The 17,800-nt window shown below is 41.4% G+C and carries 18 protein-coding genes and 2 pseudogenes; 9 read left to right on the forward strand and 11 right to left on the reverse strand.

The window, feature by feature from the left end:
- Positions 1–1,116: 1,116 nt before the first annotated feature.
- The 9 genes and pseudogenes from JMX03_RS14595 to JMX03_RS14635 all read right to left on the reverse strand — a co-directional run bounded on the left by JMX03_RS14595 (position 1,117) and on the right by JMX03_RS14635 (position 5,449).
- Complete coding sequence (locus JMX03_RS14595) at positions 1,117–1,722, reverse strand: hypothetical protein (RefSeq protein ID WP_201598264.1); 606 nt, start codon at positions 1,720–1,722, stop codon at positions 1,117–1,119.
- A gap of 123 nt (positions 1,723–1,845) precedes the next feature.
- On the reverse strand, positions 1,846–2,058 hold the full coding sequence (locus JMX03_RS14600) for a hypothetical protein (protein ID WP_201598267.1): 213 nt from the start codon (positions 2,056–2,058) through the stop codon (positions 1,846–1,848).
- 54 nt (positions 2,059–2,112) lie between these two features.
- Entirely contained in the window at positions 2,113–2,445 is a 333-nt protein-coding gene (locus JMX03_RS14605; protein WP_201598270.1) for a DNA-binding protein, read from the reverse strand.
- Positions 2,446–2,579: 134 nt separating this feature from the next.
- Positions 2,580–2,876, reverse strand: a complete 297-nt coding sequence (locus tag JMX03_RS14610; RefSeq protein ID WP_227522864.1) for a hypothetical protein — start codon at positions 2,874–2,876, stop codon at positions 2,580–2,582.
- Positions 2,863–3,149 (reverse strand): annotated as a pseudogene (locus tag JMX03_RS14615) (BrnT family toxin). Before JMX03_RS14615 ends, JMX03_RS14610 begins: the two are co-directional and overlap by 14 nt.
- A gap of 8 nt (positions 3,150–3,157) precedes the next feature.
- A complete protein-coding gene (locus tag JMX03_RS14620) occupies positions 3,158–3,373 on the reverse strand; it encodes a type II toxin-antitoxin system RelB/DinJ family antitoxin (protein ID WP_201598273.1) in 216 nt (71 codons plus the stop codon).
- An 84-nt stretch (positions 3,374–3,457) separates the two neighbouring features.
- Positions 3,458–4,360: a replication initiation protein gene (locus JMX03_RS14625; RefSeq protein WP_201598275.1), complete on the reverse strand. Its 903-nt coding sequence runs from the start codon at positions 4,358–4,360 to the stop codon at positions 3,458–3,460.
- Positions 4,361–4,739: 379 nt separating this feature from the next.
- Complete coding sequence (locus JMX03_RS14630) at positions 4,740–4,910, reverse strand: hypothetical protein (protein WP_201598277.1); 171 nt, start codon at positions 4,908–4,910, stop codon at positions 4,740–4,742.
- A gap of 197 nt (positions 4,911–5,107) precedes the next feature.
- Positions 5,108–5,449, reverse strand: coding sequence for a hypothetical protein (locus tag JMX03_RS14635; RefSeq protein ID WP_181718480.1), 342 nt, complete (start codon positions 5,447–5,449; stop codon positions 5,108–5,110).
- A 259-nt stretch (positions 5,450–5,708) separates the two neighbouring features.
- Between JMX03_RS14635 and JMX03_RS14640 the strand changes: the two genes are divergently transcribed.
- From JMX03_RS14640 to JMX03_RS14655, 4 genes are all read left to right on the forward strand, one after another.
- Positions 5,709–6,272 (forward strand): MobA/MobL family protein, encoded by a 564-nt coding sequence (locus JMX03_RS14640; RefSeq protein WP_201598279.1) that lies wholly within the window; start codon positions 5,709–5,711, stop codon positions 6,270–6,272.
- A gap of 24 nt (positions 6,273–6,296) precedes the next feature.
- Positions 6,297–6,707 carry a hypothetical protein gene (locus JMX03_RS14645; RefSeq protein WP_201598281.1) on the forward strand — a complete coding sequence of 137 codons (411 nt, stop codon included), beginning with the start codon at positions 6,297–6,299 and terminating at the stop codon, positions 6,705–6,707.
- A gap of 110 nt (positions 6,708–6,817) precedes the next feature.
- Positions 6,818–8,356 carry a hypothetical protein gene (locus JMX03_RS14650; protein ID WP_201598283.1) on the forward strand — a complete coding sequence of 513 codons (1,539 nt, stop codon included), beginning with the start codon at positions 6,818–6,820 and terminating at the stop codon, positions 8,354–8,356.
- Positions 8,357–8,381: 25 nt separating this feature from the next.
- Positions 8,382–9,338, forward strand: a complete 957-nt coding sequence (locus JMX03_RS14655) for a hypothetical protein (protein WP_201598285.1) — start codon at positions 8,382–8,384, stop codon at positions 9,336–9,338.
- Positions 9,339–9,658: 320 nt separating this feature from the next.
- Here the strand turns inward: JMX03_RS14655 and JMX03_RS14660 are convergent, their stop codons facing one another.
- Both JMX03_RS14660 and JMX03_RS14665 read right to left on the reverse strand, forming a co-directional pair.
- Complete coding sequence (locus tag JMX03_RS14660) at positions 9,659–9,934, reverse strand: hypothetical protein (RefSeq protein WP_201598287.1); 276 nt, start codon at positions 9,932–9,934, stop codon at positions 9,659–9,661.
- Between the two features lie 156 nt (positions 9,935–10,090).
- Positions 10,091–10,315 carry a helix-turn-helix domain-containing protein gene (locus JMX03_RS14665; protein ID WP_201598290.1) on the reverse strand — a complete coding sequence of 75 codons (225 nt, stop codon included), beginning with the start codon at positions 10,313–10,315 and terminating at the stop codon, positions 10,091–10,093.
- Between the two features lie 500 nt (positions 10,316–10,815).
- Between JMX03_RS14665 and parA the strand changes: the two genes are divergently transcribed.
- The 5 genes and pseudogenes from parA (at position 10,816) to JMX03_RS14690 (ending at position 17,772) form a co-directional block, all read left to right on the forward strand.
- Entirely contained in the window at positions 10,816–11,454 is a 639-nt protein-coding gene (parA, locus tag JMX03_RS14670) for a ParA family partition ATPase (protein WP_201598292.1), read from the forward strand.
- Positions 11,455–11,457: 3 nt separating this feature from the next.
- Positions 11,458–11,667 (forward strand): plasmid partition protein ParG, encoded by a 210-nt coding sequence (locus JMX03_RS14675; protein WP_025652656.1) that lies wholly within the window; start codon positions 11,458–11,460, stop codon positions 11,665–11,667.
- Between the two features lie 322 nt (positions 11,668–11,989).
- Positions 11,990–13,531, forward strand: coding sequence for a type I restriction-modification system subunit M (locus JMX03_RS14680; RefSeq protein WP_201598294.1), 1,542 nt, complete (start codon positions 11,990–11,992; stop codon positions 13,529–13,531).
- Entirely contained in the window at positions 13,528–14,679 is a 1,152-nt protein-coding gene (locus JMX03_RS14685; RefSeq protein WP_201598306.1) for a restriction endonuclease subunit S, read from the forward strand. Before JMX03_RS14680 ends, JMX03_RS14685 begins: the two co-directional genes overlap by 4 nt.
- A pseudogene (locus tag JMX03_RS14690) lies at positions 14,672–17,772 on the forward strand (type I restriction endonuclease subunit R). Before JMX03_RS14685 ends, JMX03_RS14690 begins: the two are co-directional and overlap by 8 nt.
- Positions 17,773–17,800 lie beyond the last annotated feature (28 nt).

Raw genomic sequence — 17,800 nt, forward strand, 5'->3', positions numbered from 1 at the left:
TGATAGGTAGTTAGTTAATGTCCAGAAACGTTCTTTAATTCTTGAGACATCTCAGCAATCAACTGACGCGAGTACTTAGCCACGATTTGTATTTCAGAATAGCTATGGTCAACCTTTAAGAGACTTGCGATGATTTGACGCTTCTTAGTAACGGGTCTACGGCTTCTATGTTTATTTTCTGCTTTAGCCTAAGTAATTTAAAAATGCCCTAGATATTAAAAACCTAATCTATATGACAAACAAAAAAATGCCTCTGGGAGTTGACTCCTAGAGGCATTTAGTTTTAAATGTAGGTAACGGTTACAGCGTGTTGACGCACACTGTAACGAACAAATAAGCACACAGACTGCGTTATTTGAACAGCATTAAATGCCCGTTTAAGGTCATTTTATCCAAAATCTGCTTTCATATCAACCTTATTCACTATACATTTTAAAAACTGCTTGTTCGCTCGTTACATCCTTGTGCTGCTCTCTTTGTACCCGTTACCCGTCAAATGGGTGGCAGGCTAAGGCGACGACTGCGTTTGACACAGGGGTAAGCTCTCGACAGGGGGTTCTAGACATATTGAGCAACGCAATGAGTGGTTACTCGTGCATATCGTAGCGGTATATTGGGTTTATGCCCTTGCTAGCGTATGACAGCACAGTAGCGGTTAAGAGCGTGTCTAGGCGGTGCTATCAGCCGTAATCTTAACAACCGTAGCTTGATACAGTGATACGGTCTTGATGACGCGATGGGCGATGAAGTCGGCATGACTAATCACATCAAATCCAAGGAATGCACTAAAGCGTTTGTGAGTATTTTTTTACTCATAAACGCTTTAGGGTGAGTGTTCCTTGAAATCTGCTCAAGGCTCCAAAATCAGCATAAATTCACTTAGGCTAATTTAAGTAGTATATAGCCCACTAGGCTATATACTATAAGAGTCCAGAGAAAAATTTAGAATAGTTAATATACAACAATCACTTATTCAGTGAGTCGATATTGTTATGGTTGATTCATAAACTTAGTGTGAATAGAACGAGATCTATGTCTTGGGCAAAGTATCTTTCACACTCATAACTGATCTTTATCTTGAAATTCTAATTAAACTGAAGCCTCGAATACTTTTATTTAATCAGCATCCAAAGCATTATCTTTGTTTTGAATAAGTATCAGAGCATCTTGTGCTTTCTTAAGTTGATCTTGTAACAGAGTCACTTGTTCTTGCTCCGATAGGTGATGGCTTGATAGCTCGCTATACTGCTTATTCAGTACGCTATGCTCAGCTTCAAGCTTAGCCTGTGTTTGGGTCAGCTGATCGTTGAGTCCTGATAGCTTGTTACGCTCAGCGACTATGGCCTTTAACTCCCCTTTGACTTCTGCTGTGTCAGTCGCTATCTCATTGCGTTCAGTGGTGACTGTCTTTAGCTCACCCTTAGTCACTGTCAGTTCTGTTTGTAGACGTGCAATTTCTGCTTTATCGCTACTAGCAGTGGCTTCAAGCGTGGCCACTTTTGATAAGTTGACGTTAAGCTCTTTTGCTTGCTGATCAAAGCTGCTGCGCAGCTCTGCAAGTTGCGCTTGGGCTGCATCTGTTTTAGCTTGCTCACAGTCACAAGCTGCGGTGAAGCGTGGCCACTTTTGATAAGTTGACGTTAAGCTCTTTTGCTTGCTGATCAAAGCTGCTGCGCAGCTCTGCAAGTTGCGCTTGGGCTGCATCTGTTTTAGCTTGCTCAAGCTCAAGCGCGTATGCTGGCTTATTCATCCTGTGTTTGGGTCACTGATCGTCTGAGTCCTGATAGCTTGTTACGCTCAGCGACTAGGCCTTTAACTCCCCTTTGACTTCTGCTGTGTCAGTCGCTATCTCATTGCGTTCAGTGCTGCCTTTAGCTCACCCTTAGTCACTGTGACCTCATGCAATTTCTGCTTTATCGCTACTAGCAGTGGCTTCAAGCGCGGCCACTTTTGATAAGTTGACGTTAAGCTCTGCTGATCAAAGGTCTTAACTGCATCTGTTTTAGCCTCGCGTGCTGCACTGAGCGTCTGTAACAACGTGTCACGCTCAGCAGTCACTTGAGCTGCGGTGATAGCGGCTCTCAGTTGCTTGCTGCCTTGATCAGCTTGTCTTTAATGCGCCTCGTCTGTCTCAGCTTGTGCCTTGGTCTTAATGCTCTCTAGGGCTTCACGCTCTTTCACCAACCGATCATTGGCGATATCAATAGCCGTTTGCCACATATCCGCACCAAGCGACTGTAAGCGCTCAGCAATGCCACTTGGCAGCTCAACCTGTCTTAGCTGCTCTTCTTCTTGATTATCCTGACGCCAAGACTTCATCGCCTCACTGATGGTTGTGAATGAACCACCGCCCAAAGCCTTACGCACCTCAGCTAATGTTGGCTTAATTCCTTGTTCTTGCAATTGGTCGGCAGTAGCATGAATTTGCTGAATAGTGATGGCCATGATAATTGTCCTTAACTTTGTATGAGTAGATATGTTGTATTATATGTATATAGTATAATACAACATACAACATACTACAATGCAAGATGTAAAAAACCTCAAGTAATCTTGAGGCTATGGTCGTTAAATTATGGCTAGTGATCAGTTAAGTACTCTTCTAGCGCATTATTGATCATTTCTTGATAGTCACCACCTGTTTGCTTGGCTCTATCCTTAAACTTAGCAAGGATGCTTGGGCTGATGACACTGGGTTCCGTAGAGGACGCTTGCGTTCTGATACTGCCACGGATAGCACCTGACCAGTCGGTAGCTTCTGGAATGTCGGATAGATCAATGTCGTCATCGCTAAGCGTGGCTAAATGCTCTAAATCTGCTTGCTGCTTGGCGGTTAGTGGCGGTAACTCGTCTATGTGATAGCTAACTTTGTTCATACTGTCTCCTTTCACTCTTTGTGGCACGCCTAGCAGAGATAATGCGTATAACCTCGCCACCATCTATGTCTGTCTGCGTATGGGCTACTAATAAGACTGCTATGCCGTCTACTGTACCCAGCGCCTGCCACCGCTCCTCACCATTTTCATACCTGTCTTGCTGACGCAGGCATAAAGGATCTAAAAAACCCGGGTAGCTGCCTCAAATGATAAACGGTGTTTGCACTGATTGGTGATGTTTTTTTGTTCATCCCATTCAAATCTAATACTCATCTTTTCTCTCAATCAGTATGCTCTTTATAGATTGACAATTCATCTTGACTGACAGCTGCTACTTTCTGATACTCAAAAGATAGTGGCACTTTATTGGTTTGCGCCACTTGGGTCAAAAATAATTTGATCGCTTGAGACGGTGTTAATCCATAGCTTTCAAATACCGAAAAAGCATTTTCTTTTAGCTCTTGATCGAGCCTAATATTATAATTAGTTGTCGTCATAACATCACTTTTGGCTTATTTATGTACATATAATATAAGCCATTTGTATAGGCTACGCTAGCTCAATTACTCTTTTTTTCTTTGCTATGATTTCTGCTTAGGGAACGTATAGCCTATCGCCAGTAAGTGCTTTTTGTGGGTCTTTAAAAAAGCCTCATCTCTTAATTGAGTGTGTAACCAACTAATAACTTCTTGAGTGCTTTTACCTGATGGTGCGTAACTACCAAACGGTGAGTAGTTAGCCAACAAAGGGGCAAAACGATCAATTTGCTTAACGGTTAGAGGTGGGATATCTCTATCCTCATTATTCTGATTTAAGCCCTCCTGTCCTTTTTTCTTAGTTGGCTTGGCCTTGACGGTGAATGTCAAACCTGTAACTGTGCGTCCACGTTTGATGTTTTCATAGGTGATTTTGATGTCGGTTTTCTGATTAATTTCTTTTATGGGCCCATCAACTGCATTCTCTTTCAAATTGTTGATGCGCTCATACGACTTAGGCGTGCCAAGTTCTTGCCTATATTGATCTAAAGTCATAGAAAAACCACCCTTCCCCTCAGACTTTTTTGCTAGATGGTAAAGGTCTAACGAGTAAGTCAATTTGAGGTTTAAGATATCTTCTTTTAAATATTTAGTGTAAGGGTTGAGCTTATCAAAAACCTGAAGTAAGTATATTACCTCATCTGTAAAATGCATCGATATATAGCCATCTGCATATTTCGACCTGATTAGCCATTGAACCTCTGTATCATCACCATCCTTATCCTCATAAATGAATGTACGCTTCATTAATTTTTTGCTAGCTGATTTCATTTGCTTATAAGCCGAGTTTCTATCTATTCCGCTAAGCTTAGCAAATTCAGAAGACGCAACCTCTATCGGTGTTTTTTCAGTAGCATTATTAACCCTAACCAATGGGCTCGCTAGAATAATGATGCGCTTCTCATCAATAGACATCTCTCTAAAAGCTTGAGTAATTTTATTCTGCATAACAATCCATTTTTCAGGATATTTTTTTCGTATAGCTCGACATCATTCATTATGACAACCTCATTATGCTAGTTACTTTAAGATACTAGCATAATGCGGGATAAAAGTAGCATTTAAACGGGATAAAAGTAGCATAATGCGGGATAAAAGTAGCATAATGCGGGATAAAAGTAGCATAATAGAGTGCGTAACCCTTTAATAGCAAAGCTTACAGACTGTCTAAAAGTCTTTAAAAGTTTTTAAAAGTAAAAAATATATTTTTATTTTAAATAATAAGGAAAAAACCAAAAAACCGACGGATTTAAGATGATAATTTGATCGACCAATCACTTGTAAAACTGATCAGTAGCTCAGAATGCAATTGTCCATTTACTTAATGTTATTCCACGTTCGCATGGTTCGGATCAAGCTTAGATCTTTGAAGATCTTCAAAAGCATGGTCAAAGATATTTTGAATATCTTCGTCTGTCATTCTGGACAACCCTGTTTCCACATTCTCAATATCAGTCTCATTTTTTGTAGATTGTTTGCCTTCATTTTCAGTAGCCATTGTTGATACCCCTGCAAACATCTCTCAAAGTACTGCTAAAACGCTCAAAAACCCTCTTATATGCATTTTAAGCTCTGTTCGATATGATGGTAGCTAAAACCATTTTAAAACGCTTAAAACAGCCAATAATCGCCTCCTGATCTTTCGCTAATTAGCAGATGATCAAGCTGTACCGTCAATTAGGTAATTTCTAGAAGCTACTGCGCTGATGAATCATCATCAAACAATGAACCGTGCTCATTGTCATGATTGTCCTTAGGGGGCGTAAAGCTGCTTGGTGCTACCTGAGCTTTACTTTGTATTTTATTGGCAATTGCTTTCAAAAACTCACGGTGTTTTTTTAAACGAACGTAACTTTCATTATCATGTGCGTCTAAAAATATGGCTTGTAGCTCATGATTTTCATCATCGTCTAATGCGTTGGCCAACCATTCTCCCAACACCTGATGTGCCTCAAGTCTGTCCTGATTGATTTCTTTTTTAATAGCCTGTAGCTGCTTTATCTTATCTGCGAATAGATCATCTGATATTACTGACATTATCTCATCCTTTTCTAGTCAACTATGATAGAGTTGATCCTAGCAGTGTACACATAGGGATGCAAGGTAGTAAAATACACAAGACCACATCGTTTCGTGGGCGCAGTAGTATTTTAACCCTCTGTTAAGAGCGAACTTAGGAGTTTATGTAAAAAAGACCCACAAGGGGTACTATTTTTTACATAAACTCCGTCGTTCGGCAGGGGGCGAACCCCCTACAACCCCCAAAAAATCATCTCTCAATATTGGGTTTTTTGCTATGAATAATAAAGGGTTTCATCTGGCGGTTAGCGCCGTTAGTAAGGCGAAAAATCATAGCGTGGTGGCAAAGTCGGCTTATAATTCTGGCTCAAAACTGGTTGATGAACAGTCAGGAGTCGTCCACGATTACACCAGTAAAGCTAAAGACAAAATCTTAAATTTAGTGGACAGTGATGGTACTAAATACACGCAAGTTGTTGAGAAAAATGTGGTGCATACGGCGTTGTTAACGCCAACTATTGCTGGGGATCTAGCAGTGACACGTGAGGGTTTCTGGAATGATATTGAACGCATTGAGACTCGTAAAAACGCGCAATTGGGTACTGAGATTGATGTGATGTTTCCTGATGGGATCACCGCGGATCAGCGTATAGTTCTGGCCGAGCGCTACGCTCAAACCTTATCTGATCGCTATAACGTGCTTGTCGATGTGGCCATTCATCGGCCCCACAGTCACGAGAAACATGTGGGGGAGGTTGAAGTGGTTGAGCTGACCAGTCGTAACTTTCATGCCCATATTTTACTCTCAAGCCGTGAGATAGTAGCGGATGTTGAGGGTTAAGCTTTATCAGCACGCAAGAATTGGTTGCAGTGGTCAACGGAGGAGCGGTTATCTAAGGGGTTAAACGGACGCGGCGATGAGCTTAAATATCAACGCACCCTTTGGGCGGATATGGCCAATGAGCTACTGCCTAAGAATAAAACCATTAGTGAGAAATCCTACCGTGAGCTGGGCATCAATCGTTTGCCAAAAATGAAACTGGGTAAATCACTATATAAGGATATTCTCAAAGGCAATCGTTCAGTGATTCACGAGTACAACGAGACGATTGATGAGATCAATGCTTACATTGAAAAAAATGGTTTAGTAATTGAGTACGACGACAAGGGACGTATTGACCTAGAAAGCAATGAACAAGAGGTTAACGGCGTCACAATACATTATAAAAGCGTAAACCCTTTGCGCGAATTGAGCTCAGTAATATTCGCTTTGTAGATCCTGCCGCTGAACTTGAACCCGCTATCCCTAAAAGTAACAGTCAGACGCATAGTGATGCGGCCAATGATCACGTACTTGATGAGCTTTTAGCAATTTCAGCCGACTTTGTGAGTCAAAAAAAGATGGTACGCAGCGCCTTATTTTCAACCATTGATGCGCTGCATGAAGAGTTAGCGCACCAGTCTAAACAGATTATTACCATTGATAAAAACATTAAGAGTACCCAGCGGTTCACCGAGGAGGTGGGACAGGATTTTAGTGACCCCCGCCAAAAAATGATTGAGCTTGCCAGGCAGATAAGCACAAAAGAGCAAAGTGAGGCACTAAAGGCGGCTTTAGCGTTGGTTGAGGAGTTTAGACAAGATGATACCCTACAAACAGGCCGCGCTGTTAGCCGTCTTGAAGAGCAGCTGTCACAGATTGATAAAACGGTGCTGAATAATAAAGCGATGCTAGAAAAGCTGATCCCGCTTAATAATGAAGTCATTGCTGACTACAAAGGGTTAAAGGCCACCCTAAAACCATTTGCCGCAAAGCTGAATAAACTGGCGACTGACTTCAACGCACTTGATGAGATTGATATTGAAAAATCTGACTTATCCTTACAGTGGGATCAAGCCTTTACGGATATACAAGAGATAGCCGTCACCAATAACATGGACACTTATCATAAGTTTGCCGCATTTGCAGATCTGGATGTTGAGCGCTTTAAGTACCTTGAAAAAGAACGTAAGGCGCTCAGTACGTTAAAAGCGGTAGAGATAGACGCGGATGCTGATACTCGTTTGACGGCATTGGCCGCTGATGTTAAAGCGTTTAATACAGCCAATGATAACGATATCAAACAGTTAAAGCAGCAAATTAATACCAGTAAAAAGACTTATCAGCGCTTATCACCGTTTTATGAGCAGCGTATCGCCTTACTGGATCAAAGTGAGGCGGTGATCGTGCAAGATGATGATTTATACGATGAAATCATAAGTACCAAGACTACTCAGTTGAATGCAGATCGGCTTGAGGACTGGCGCAGCCGTACTATGGCGCTGCAATATCAGCTCAACAAAGCGCATGAGCAAGCAAAGCTTAAGAAAGAGGCTGAGCGCGCACGAGAGGAGGCTTTGATCAGGCGGCGAGAAACCTTACAACAGAGGCGGCAGCAGGCATCTCTTAAGCGTCAGCGAATCAATGAGACCAAAGCATATCGAGATCGATTTGACAATTTAGTGGTACGGGTGCGTAACCGCGTTAATACCCTTGATTTTAAGGCCGTTGATGCACCGATCGAAGTGATCAACGCGGCTGAGGCGGTTGCCGCACAAGCATTTATATTCACTACTCTAAAACACACTGACAGCTTTACGACACTACAAAAAAGTTTACGAGACACCGATGCCAAAAAAATTGCAACGCAGGTGCAGAAGGCAGCAACGACGCTATGGCAACAGCTTGAGCGCTTGCCTGACAATCAAGATAAGGTCGAGGTGTTAACGAAAATCAATGAGCGCTTTGAGCACGTTCCTGCTATCACCATAGATGGGGCAACGCTCACACAAACTGTGACAGATCACCTGCAAAAAACGAAGAACGCCATCCAAGCGCATGAACAAGCACAAACACGCCGCTACTCCTCACCACGCCCATTTTAGGCGGCATTATAATAATGAGTACCCCATGAATAAAGACAATAGCAATGAGCAAGACATACACGATCAACTTATTAACCTAGTGACTTCATTGACTCCGGTCATTGGGGCCTTGCGTGAGCTGATTAAGCGAGCCGATGATGCGGTAGCGAGGCGGCTTGAGCGTTCGCTTAGCGGTATTGATAGCAAGGTGAATGAGGTGTCTTCTGCCATTGAAGAATTAGGTAGTAGCGCAAGCACGACTTCGCAGGCATTGAGCCAGTATCAAGAACTCGTGTTAAAGCAGCTTCAAGCAGCAGTGACGGCTTTCACTGACAATGAGATGCCGCGTCGTTATGATGACAAAATAGCGGGCATCATCACCGATATGAAACAGCAGATTGATACGGCTGTAGAGTCGGTCGTCACTGCTAAAAACGATAGCATAGAGGTACAAATCAGTACCATGCAAGGAGTTGCTGATAAACTTAGCGCAAGCGCGGACAATCTAGCCCTATTCACCAATCAGTACCAAGCTGGTCATAAGCAGATTATTGAAGATATTGAGACCTTTGAGGCCACTACCAAAACGCGGATTGAGCAGGTCGAGGGTAGAGCTAGTAAAGACTTGGACAAAATTCATAAGTCCATTGAGACTATGAGTATTAAAAGGATTGCAGCCGCTGTCGCAGCGGGTACGATGGCTGTGATAATAAGTTTGGTGGCTCTGGTATTTTGGTATGTGCCAAGCTTTGATGAGATTGCAGAGATGAAATACCAGCAAGCAGAGCTACAGCGCGGCATCGATGAGCTTGAAACGGGTTGGAAACAGGCCTTTAATAATGCTCAAAGTGCGCAGTTTATTTTGGCTTGTGATGTTAATAAAGAGCAGCCTGATGCAATCAGCTGGTGCGTTAGAGCAGACAGTAAGAGTGTTTTGAGAGATGAGAGAGGCTTTGTTTATTATAAAATAGCTGGGTCGACTCGCGCGAAACCTACTGAGTAAAGACCGATGGTAATAGTGAACCATACTCCCCAAAGAGGCCTTTATAGGGTTAGGGTAGCGTAGATAATTGTACGGGCATTTTTAGGCTAGATACTGGTAGCAGATAGCCTTGGTCAAAAATGAGTTTTCTAAAACGTATATAAATGAAAAAAGGTTTGGTTGACTGCCGTTATCTTTGTCTATATTAAAAAGCCATGAGTATAGCGTCTGTTAAATTTTTATGGCCATATCAGAAAAAAGCCAGATAATGAAACTTTATCTGGCTTTAGAGATAATTGTTTCTTGTTGAACAAGATATCTGTGAATATCAGCTAAAACGATTATGCTGCTTGGTCAGTGTAAGCTGTGACCAACTCTATAAAAGCAGTTTCAAGGATGCTTAAAGTGTAGTCGTCAACGATAAGACCATCATCCAGCTGTCGTTGTACCCAGACATACACCGCTTCATCATTATAAAGAATGGCGTCAACACCCAGTAATGATGCCAGCTGTATGCCTTGCTGTATTTGTAAGCTTGATAACAGCTCAGAAGCTAAGGCTTTAGTCTGTTCACTAAACCATGTGCAGCTGTTGAGCCGCGATAGATTGTTATTCATTGGTATTCTCCTATAGATTATTGTACGTAAATAATGGGTAAAATGACCTACTACAGGTCAAATTATACCTATATTTTAATCTTTTGCAAGAGAAAATGACCTTCTAAAGGTCTTTTTATGCGTCTAAAGGTGATAATGTCTTATGAGCGAGGGTGTTCACTCAGGCGTTTCACTGCTGTCCTCATTTATAATTTCATATAAATCACCAACATTGATTCTAAGATACGTGCATAAAGACTCGATGACATCTAGATCAACTAGGGTGGCTTCTTCATGATACATGCGAGTAATGGTGCCACGATTGGTACCAGTATCTCTTGCGACATCGGCAATTTTAAGGCGTCTTTCGCCCATGATGGTCGATAAGTGACACTTCACCATAGTGGTTTCCTCATTAACGATTAGTAGTTTTTGATTGGTGAACGGATTATAACGAATATGAGCGGCTAAAGTATTCCTTTTAGTAGCTCAAATTGGTATCCAATAGCGCAATTTGCCTAGTAATAGGCAGTTTATTATGCTGTCTTTGATACAGGATGTCTATCATGATGGATATACGCTAGTTAGAAAAGGTGATGCTATTTTTACTATGAAGTATTGCTATTAATAGTGATGTGACGTACATTTTTAGTTATACTTATATACTTATATACTTATATACTTATATACTTATATACTTATATACTTATATACTTATATACTTATATACTTATATACTTATATACTTATATACTTATATACTTATATACTTATATACTTATATACTTATATACTTATATACTTATATACTTATATACTTATATACTTATATACTTATATACTTATATACTTATATACTTATATACTTATATACTCAATACATACTACAGGGATCTGTATTTATGAAGGTAATCGCGGTATTAAATCAAAAGGGTGGTAGCGGTAAGACTACCATCGCAACGCATTTGGCTCGTGGCTTACAACTAAAAGGTCATAGTGTTTTGTTGGTGGATAGCGACCAGCAGGGCAGTGCGCGTGACTGGAGAGCGGTTGATGAAGACAATCCGGTACCAGTGATCGGGCTTGGTAGACCAACACTTGATAAAGATTTAAAAAGCGTTTCTGATAAAGATTCCGTGGTGATCGATGGATCGCCGCAAGCTACTAGTCTGGCTATTTCTGCTATAAAGGCGGCTGATTTTATATTGATTCCGGTGCAGCCGAGTCCTTATGATATCTGGGCAACCAGTGATTTGGTTGATTTAGTACAGCAACGTATTGAGATGATGGATGGCCAACTAAAGGCGGCCTTTGTCATATCACGCGCCATTCAAAATACCAATATTGGTAAAGAGGTGGCAACCGCGCTGCTTGATTATAATCTTCCGGTATTAGAGACCAGAGTAATGCAGCGAGTTGCTTATCCTAATAGTGCTGCCCTTGGTAAGACAGTATTTGATACCGAATCGCCTAATAGCAATGCGATACAAGAGATAACTGCATTAGTCAGTGAGATTCAAACATTTTTTGGTGAGGAGTAAGTCATGAGTTTATCAGCAGGTCGTCCTAGTAAGAACGTTAAGGATCAATTGGCTTTATCGGATGTGACGGACAGTCCCAAAAAGACGGTACGCGTGAATTTTAATCTAGATGAAGATAAACACATTGCGCTCAAGCGGTACGCGCTTGAAAGCCGAAAAACGGTGACTGAGTTGTTGACTGAAATGATTGAGGAAAAATTGGTTGAGCGATAGGTATAAAAAATTCGTTTTTCTATACCTATAAAAAGGATATGTATAAAAAACTCAAAAAATTACACATATCGTCGAACGCTGTGCACCTTACTAGTATCATCAGAAGCTTGTTTTCTTAGGCCAGACGCAGAAGCAAGCTGTAAAGAAAATGCCCATGGCAAAACAAGCACTGTTTCCTATATCAGCACCATATAATAGAACCAAAAACGGTTAGCAGTGCTAAGGTATATTGCCCTTAATCAAAGCGTACTCAATAACGATTTAAGTTACACAAAACATAAGGGGCTTCTAGCCCCATCATTATTCCTATAGGATTTTTATCATGACAAGTACCCAACAACGTGCCGAACTACATCGACAAATTTGGCAAATTGCAAACGAGGTTCGTGGCTCAGTCGATGGGTGGGACTTTAAGCAGTATGTGTTGGGGACTTTGTTCTACCGCTTTATCAGTGAGAACTTTGCCAATTATATTGAGGCGGGGGATGAGAGCGTTAATTATGCCGCTCTTCCTGATGAAGTGATTACTGCTGATATTAAAGACGATGCGATTAAGACTAAGGGTTATTTCATATACCCAAGTCAGCTGTTTGCTAACGTAGCGGATAATGCGCATAGAAATGAAAACTTGAATACGGATTTGGCCGCTATCTTTAAAGAGATTGAAAGCTCGGCCAATGGCTACCCGTCTGAGCCTGATATTAAGGGTCTGTTTGCGGATTTTGATACCACCAGTAACCGATTAGGTAATACTGTTGCAGATAAAAACACTCTTTTAGCTGCGGTGCTAAAAGGGGTAGCTGGCCTTAAGCTGCATCAGTTTGAGGACAGTGAGATTGATCTATTTGGCGATGCTTATGTGTATCTGATCTCAAACTATGCGGCCAATGCGGGTAAATCAGGCGGTGAGTTCTTCACACCCCAAAGCGTGTCTAAACTGATTGCACAAATTGCGATGCATAAACAAGAGACAGTTAACAAAATCTACGATCCAGCTGCAGGTTCGGGCTCTTTATTGCTGCAAGCTAAAAAGCACTTTGATAATCACATCATTGAAGAGGGGTTTTTTGGTCAAGAGATTAACCACACTACCTATAACCTTGCGCGTATGAATATGTTTTTACATAACGTGAACTACGACAAGTTTAATATCAAGCTTGGTAATACGCTGTTAGATCCGCATTTTGGGGAGGATAGACCCTTTGATGCGATTGTCTCTAACCCGCCGTATTCAGTGAAATGGATTGGTAGTGATGATCCGACCTTAATTAATGATGAGCGTTTTGCACCAGCGGGCGTATTGGCCCCTAAATCAAAGGCGGACTTTGCCTTTGTGCTTCATGCTTTAAATTACTTATCGAGTAAGGGTCGCGCCGCTATTGTCTGTTTCCCTGGGATATTCTATCGTGGCGGTGCTGAACAAAAGATTCGGCAGTATTTGGTAGATAATAACTATGTAGAGACGGTGATCTCCTTAGCACCCAACTTATTCTTTGGAACCAGTATCTCGGTTAATATCTTAGTGCTATCCAAGCACAAAACAGAGGGTAAGACGCAGTTTATTGATGCCAGTAAGCTGTTTAAGTCAGAGACCAATACCAATGTGCTAACCGATGCGCATATCGAGCAGATCATGGCGTTGTTTGATACTAAAGAAGATACGGATTATTTGTCTGCAAGCGTTGATAACAGCGATATTGCTAAAAATGACTATAACTTATCGGTAAGTGCTTACGTAGAAGCAGAAGATACGCGTGAGGTTATAGATATTAAAGCTTTAAATAGCGAGCTTAAAACGACAGTTGCTAAGATTGATAAGCTGCGTGCTGATATCGATAAAATCGTTGCGGAGATTGAGGCATGAGTCAGTTAGGTTATATGGAAAAGCTACTTGATGGGGTTGAGGTTGAGTGGAAGGAATTAGGTGATGTAGCTGCGTATGAGCAACCAACTAAATATCTTGTCAAATCAAAGAATTATAATAATGATTATAGTACGCCTGTTTTGACAGCTGGTAAGACTTTTGTTTTAGGGTATACAAATGAAACTGAGGGTATCTATAAAGCTTCAGAAAGTCCCGTAATTATTTTTGACGATTTTACAACTGCAAATAAGTGGGTAGATTTTGATTTTAAAGCTAAATCATCAGCGATGAAAATGATAACTTCAACTGATGAATCAAAGTTTCTATTAAAGTATATTTACTATTACCTAAATTCATTACCGAGTCAGGATATAGCGGGTGACCATAAACGTCAGTGGATTAGTACTTTTTCTAAAATAAGTATTGCTATACCACCCCTAAACATCCAATCCGAAATCGTCCGAATTTTAGACACATTTACCGAACTTACAGCAGAACTTACAGCAGAACTTACAGCACGTCAGCAGCAGTATGCGTGTTATCGTGATGAGTTACTGACGTTTGAAGAGGGTGAGGTTGAGTGGAAAACTCTAAATGAAGTTTGCTCTTCTATTTCTGCTGGTGGTGACTTGCCAGAGTCTTTCATAAAAGGTCAAACTAATCCCACAGATGAATTTCCTTATCCAATTTACGCTAATGCAACGGGCGACAAAGGACTATATGGTTTTACAGATGGATATAAAATTGAAAGTGAGGCGGTGACTATTTCGGCGAGAGGCGCAAAAGTTGGATATCACACAGTTAGGCAGGGGAAATTTACTCCAATTGTTCGCCTAATAGCTTTAGTGCCAAATAAGGGCTTTATATTAACTAGATGCTTAAATTATATATTAGATATGACTCCAATTGCAGGAACAAAAGGTGGAATACCACAATTGACGGTTCCAACAGTAAGGAAGATTTCTATTCCGGTGCCTCCGCTCGACCAACAAAAACGCATCGTCCCTATTCTCGATAAATTTGACGCCTTAACGACATCGCTAACCGAAGGCCTCCCGCGTGAAATAGAGCTACGTCAGCAGCAATATGAGTATTACCGTGACCTGCTGTTAAGCTTCCCTAAGCCTGAGGTAGTAGCTCATGACTGAACAAACAAAAACCATTGCTGAGTCGAATAATTTTATCGTTTTAAATAAATATACCAAGTGCGATCAGCCTGATGGGGGGTATCAGACTGAAGACGATCTAGAGCGTGAACTACTCAAAGACTTACAAAACCAGGGATATGAGTTTGTCCCTGGTTTAAACTCGCCTGAAACGATGCTCGCTAACGTACGTGTACAGCTGCAGATCTTAAATGAGGTACAGTTTACAGATGCTGAGTGGCAGCGCTTTGTGATGGAGTATCTTGATAATCCTAGTGATAACATCACTGACAAAGCTCGAAAGATTCATGATGATCATATCTATGCTTTTACCTTTGATGATGGGCACCTGCAGAACATTGCACTGCTAGACAAAAAAAACATCCCACGTAACAAAGTACAGGTCATTAAACAGTTTGCTCAAAAAGGCACACAAGCCAATCGCTACGATGTGACTATTTTGGTCAATGGCTTGCCCTTGGTGCAAATTGAGCTTAAAAAACGTGGCATCGCCATTCGTGAAGCATTTAACCAAGTACATCGTTATAGCAAAGAGAGCTTTAACTCCGATAACTCCTTATATAAATACCTACAGCTGTTTGTGATCTCAAACGGCACCGATACCCGCTACTTTGCCAATACCACCACGCGCAATAAAAACAGCTTTGATTTCACCATGAACTGGGCGCGATCAGACAATACCTTAATCAAAGACTTAAAAGACTTTACTGCGACCTTCTTTCAAAAAAATACCCTATTAAACGTGCTGATGCATTACACCGTCTTTGATGTGAGTAATACCTCATTAGTGATGCGTCCGTATCAGATCGCTGCTACTGAGCGCATCTTATGGAAAATAAACAGTGCCTATCAATCCAAAAAGTGGAGCACTCTCGAGAGTGGCGGCTATATTTGGCATACCACAGGCTCAGGTAAAACCTTAACCAGCTTTAAAGCTGCACGCTTAGCAACGTCGCTACCTTTTATTGATAAGGTGTTTTTTGTGGTGGATCGTAAGGATCTTGATTATCAAACCATGAAAGAGTACCAGCGCTTCTCCCCTGATAGCGTCAATGGCTCCGACAGTACCGCAGGACTCAAGCGTAACCTTGAAAAAGACGATAATAAAATTGTTGTCACTACCATTCAAAAGTTAAATAACCTGATCAAAGGTGAGGCTGATTTACCCATTTATCATAAACAAGTGGTGTTTATCTTTGATGAGGCACACCGTAGCCAGTTTGGTGAAGCACAAAAGAACTTAAAGAAGAAGTTTAAAAATACTACCAGTTTGGTTTTACAGGCACCCCCATCTTCCCAGAGAACGCTTTAGGTGCAGAGACAACTGCCAGTGTGTTTGGCCATGAACTGCATTCATACGTCATCACTGATGCCATTCGTGATGAGAAGGTCTTGAAGTTTAAGGTGGACTATAATGACGTGCGCCCGCAGTTTCAAGCCATTGAAAGCGAGCAAGATGAGAAGAAACTCACAGCTGCTGAAAACAAGCAGCTGTTATTACACCCTGATCGTATTGAAGAGATATCAAAGTACGTTTTAAAAAGCTTTAAGCAAAAAACCCATCGCTTAAAAGGAAGCGGCAAAGGCTTTAATGCCATGTTTGCCGTCAGTAGTGTGGACGCAGCAAAGGCTTACTATGAGACCTTGAATCAGCTACAAAAGGACAGCGAGAGGCCCTTAAAGATTGCCACTATCTTTTCTTATGCTGCCAATGAAGAACAAGACGCAATCGGTGACATTGCTGACGAAGGCTTTGAGCCTACCGCTATGAATAGCAGTGCTAAAGAATTTTTAAGCCGTGCTATTAATGATTACAACGAGATGTTTAAGACCAATTACGGCGTAGACAGTAAGTCTTTTCAAAATTACTACCGTGATCTTGCAGGACGCGTCATTAAGCAGGATGTGGACTTACTGATTGTTGTCGGTATGTTCCTCACAGGTTTTGATGCGCCGACCTTAAACACGCTCTATGTTGATAAAAACCTTCGCTATCACGGACTGATGCAAGCGTTCTCAAGGACTAACCGCATTTATGATGCGACTAAGACCTTTGGTAACATCGTGACGTTTCGTGACTTAGAGCAAGCGACCATTGATGCCATCACCTTATTTGGGGATGGAAACACTAAAAACGTGGTGTTAGAAAAAAGCTATAGGGAGTATCTAGAAGGATTTACTGATATTGCGACAGGCAAAGCACGACGTGGCTATTTGGAGGTGATTAAAGAGCTGCAGCAACGTTTCCCTAACCCTGATGAGATCGTCAAAGAGGCGGACAAAAAGGACTTTGCTAAGTTATTTGGTGAGTACTTACGTGTCGAGAACATCTTACAAAACTATGATGAGTTTGCGAGCCTAAAAGCGCTTCAAAGCATAGATATTACTGATGATGAGGCAGTGGAGATGTTCAAAGCTGATCACTATTTGACGGATGAAGATCTTGCTGCCATGCAAAGCATCGATGTACCTGCTGAACGAGAAGTACAAGACTATCGATCAACGTATAACGACATACGTGATTGGCTGCGCCGTGAAAAAGCAGCCAAGGATCAAAGCGAGTCTTCGCTTGACTGGGATGAAGTGGTTTTTGAGGTGGATCTTCTTAAGTCTCAAGAGATTAACCTTGATTACATCCTTGAGCTGATTTTTGAGCATAACAAGAATACCAAGGATAAGTCCGCCTTGGTCGAGGAAGTACGTCGTTTGATTCGGGCAAGCCTTGGCAACCGCGCTAAAGAGAGCTTGGTAGTAGACTTCATCAATCAAACCAACTTGGATACCATCCCTGACAAATCCAGCATCATTGATGCCTTTTTTAGCTATGCTCAGGTAGAACAACAACGCGAAGTCAAAGATATGATTGCCGCTGAAAACCTGAATGAAGAAGCTGCTAAGCGTTATATCACCGCTTCTCTAAAGCGTGAGTACGCCAGTGAGAACGGTACAGAGTTGAATGCTATCTTGCCTAAATTAAGCCCTCTTAACCCTCAATACCTGACCAAAAAGCAAAGTGTTTTACAGAAAATTGCTGCCTTTGTTGAAAAGTTTAAAGGCGTGGGTGGAAATTTTTAATTTACTTGAATAGTGAGTGGAGCAGTAT

Source organism: Psychrobacter fulvigenes, assembly GCF_904846155.1.
In the GTDB taxonomy this organism is placed as follows: Bacteria; Pseudomonadota; Gammaproteobacteria; order Pseudomonadales; family Moraxellaceae; genus Psychrobacter; species Psychrobacter fulvigenes.

What these genes read in the sequence shown, in the direction of transcription:
- JMX03_RS14680 (WP_201598294.1), top strand. Translation starts at nt 11,990, where the DNA reads ATGACAAGTACCCAACAACGTGCCGAACTACATCGACAAATTTGGCAA.
- JMX03_RS14625 (WP_201598275.1), bottom strand. Translation starts at nt 4,360, where the DNA reads ATGCAGAATAAAATTACTCAAGCTTTTAGAGAGATGTCTATTGATGAG.
- JMX03_RS14630 (WP_201598277.1), bottom strand. Translation starts at nt 4,910, where the DNA reads ATGGCTACTGAAAATGAAGGCAAACAATCTACAAAAAATGAGACTGAT.
- parA (WP_201598292.1), top strand. Translation starts at nt 10,816, where the DNA reads ATGAAGGTAATCGCGGTATTAAATCAAAAGGGTGGTAGCGGTAAGACT.
- JMX03_RS14605 (WP_201598270.1), bottom strand. Translation starts at nt 2,445, where the DNA reads ATGGCCATCACTATTCAGCAAATTCATGCTACTGCCGACCAATTGCAA.
- JMX03_RS14635 (WP_181718480.1), bottom strand. Translation starts at nt 5,449, where the DNA reads ATGTCAGTAATATCAGATGATCTATTCGCAGATAAGATAAAGCAGCTA.
- JMX03_RS14620 (WP_201598273.1), bottom strand. Translation starts at nt 3,373, where the DNA reads ATGACGACAACTAATTATAATATTAGGCTCGATCAAGAGCTAAAAGAA.
- JMX03_RS14640 (WP_201598279.1), top strand. Translation starts at nt 5,709, where the DNA reads ATGAATAATAAAGGGTTTCATCTGGCGGTTAGCGCCGTTAGTAAGGCG.
- JMX03_RS14660 (WP_201598287.1), bottom strand. Translation starts at nt 9,934, where the DNA reads ATGAATAACAATCTATCGCGGCTCAACAGCTGCACATGGTTTAGTGAA.
- JMX03_RS14665 (WP_201598290.1), bottom strand. Translation starts at nt 10,315, where the DNA reads ATGGTGAAGTGTCACTTATCGACCATCATGGGCGAAAGACGCCTTAAA.
- JMX03_RS14655 (WP_201598285.1), top strand. Translation starts at nt 8,382, where the DNA reads ATGAATAAAGACAATAGCAATGAGCAAGACATACACGATCAACTTATT.
- JMX03_RS14610 (WP_227522864.1), bottom strand. Translation starts at nt 2,876, where the DNA reads ATGAACAAAGTTAGCTATCACATAGACGAGTTACCGCCACTAACCGCC.
- JMX03_RS14675 (WP_025652656.1), top strand. Translation starts at nt 11,458, where the DNA reads ATGAGTTTATCAGCAGGTCGTCCTAGTAAGAACGTTAAGGATCAATTG.
- JMX03_RS14685 (WP_201598306.1), top strand. Translation starts at nt 13,528, where the DNA reads ATGAGTCAGTTAGGTTATATGGAAAAGCTACTTGATGGGGTTGAGGTT.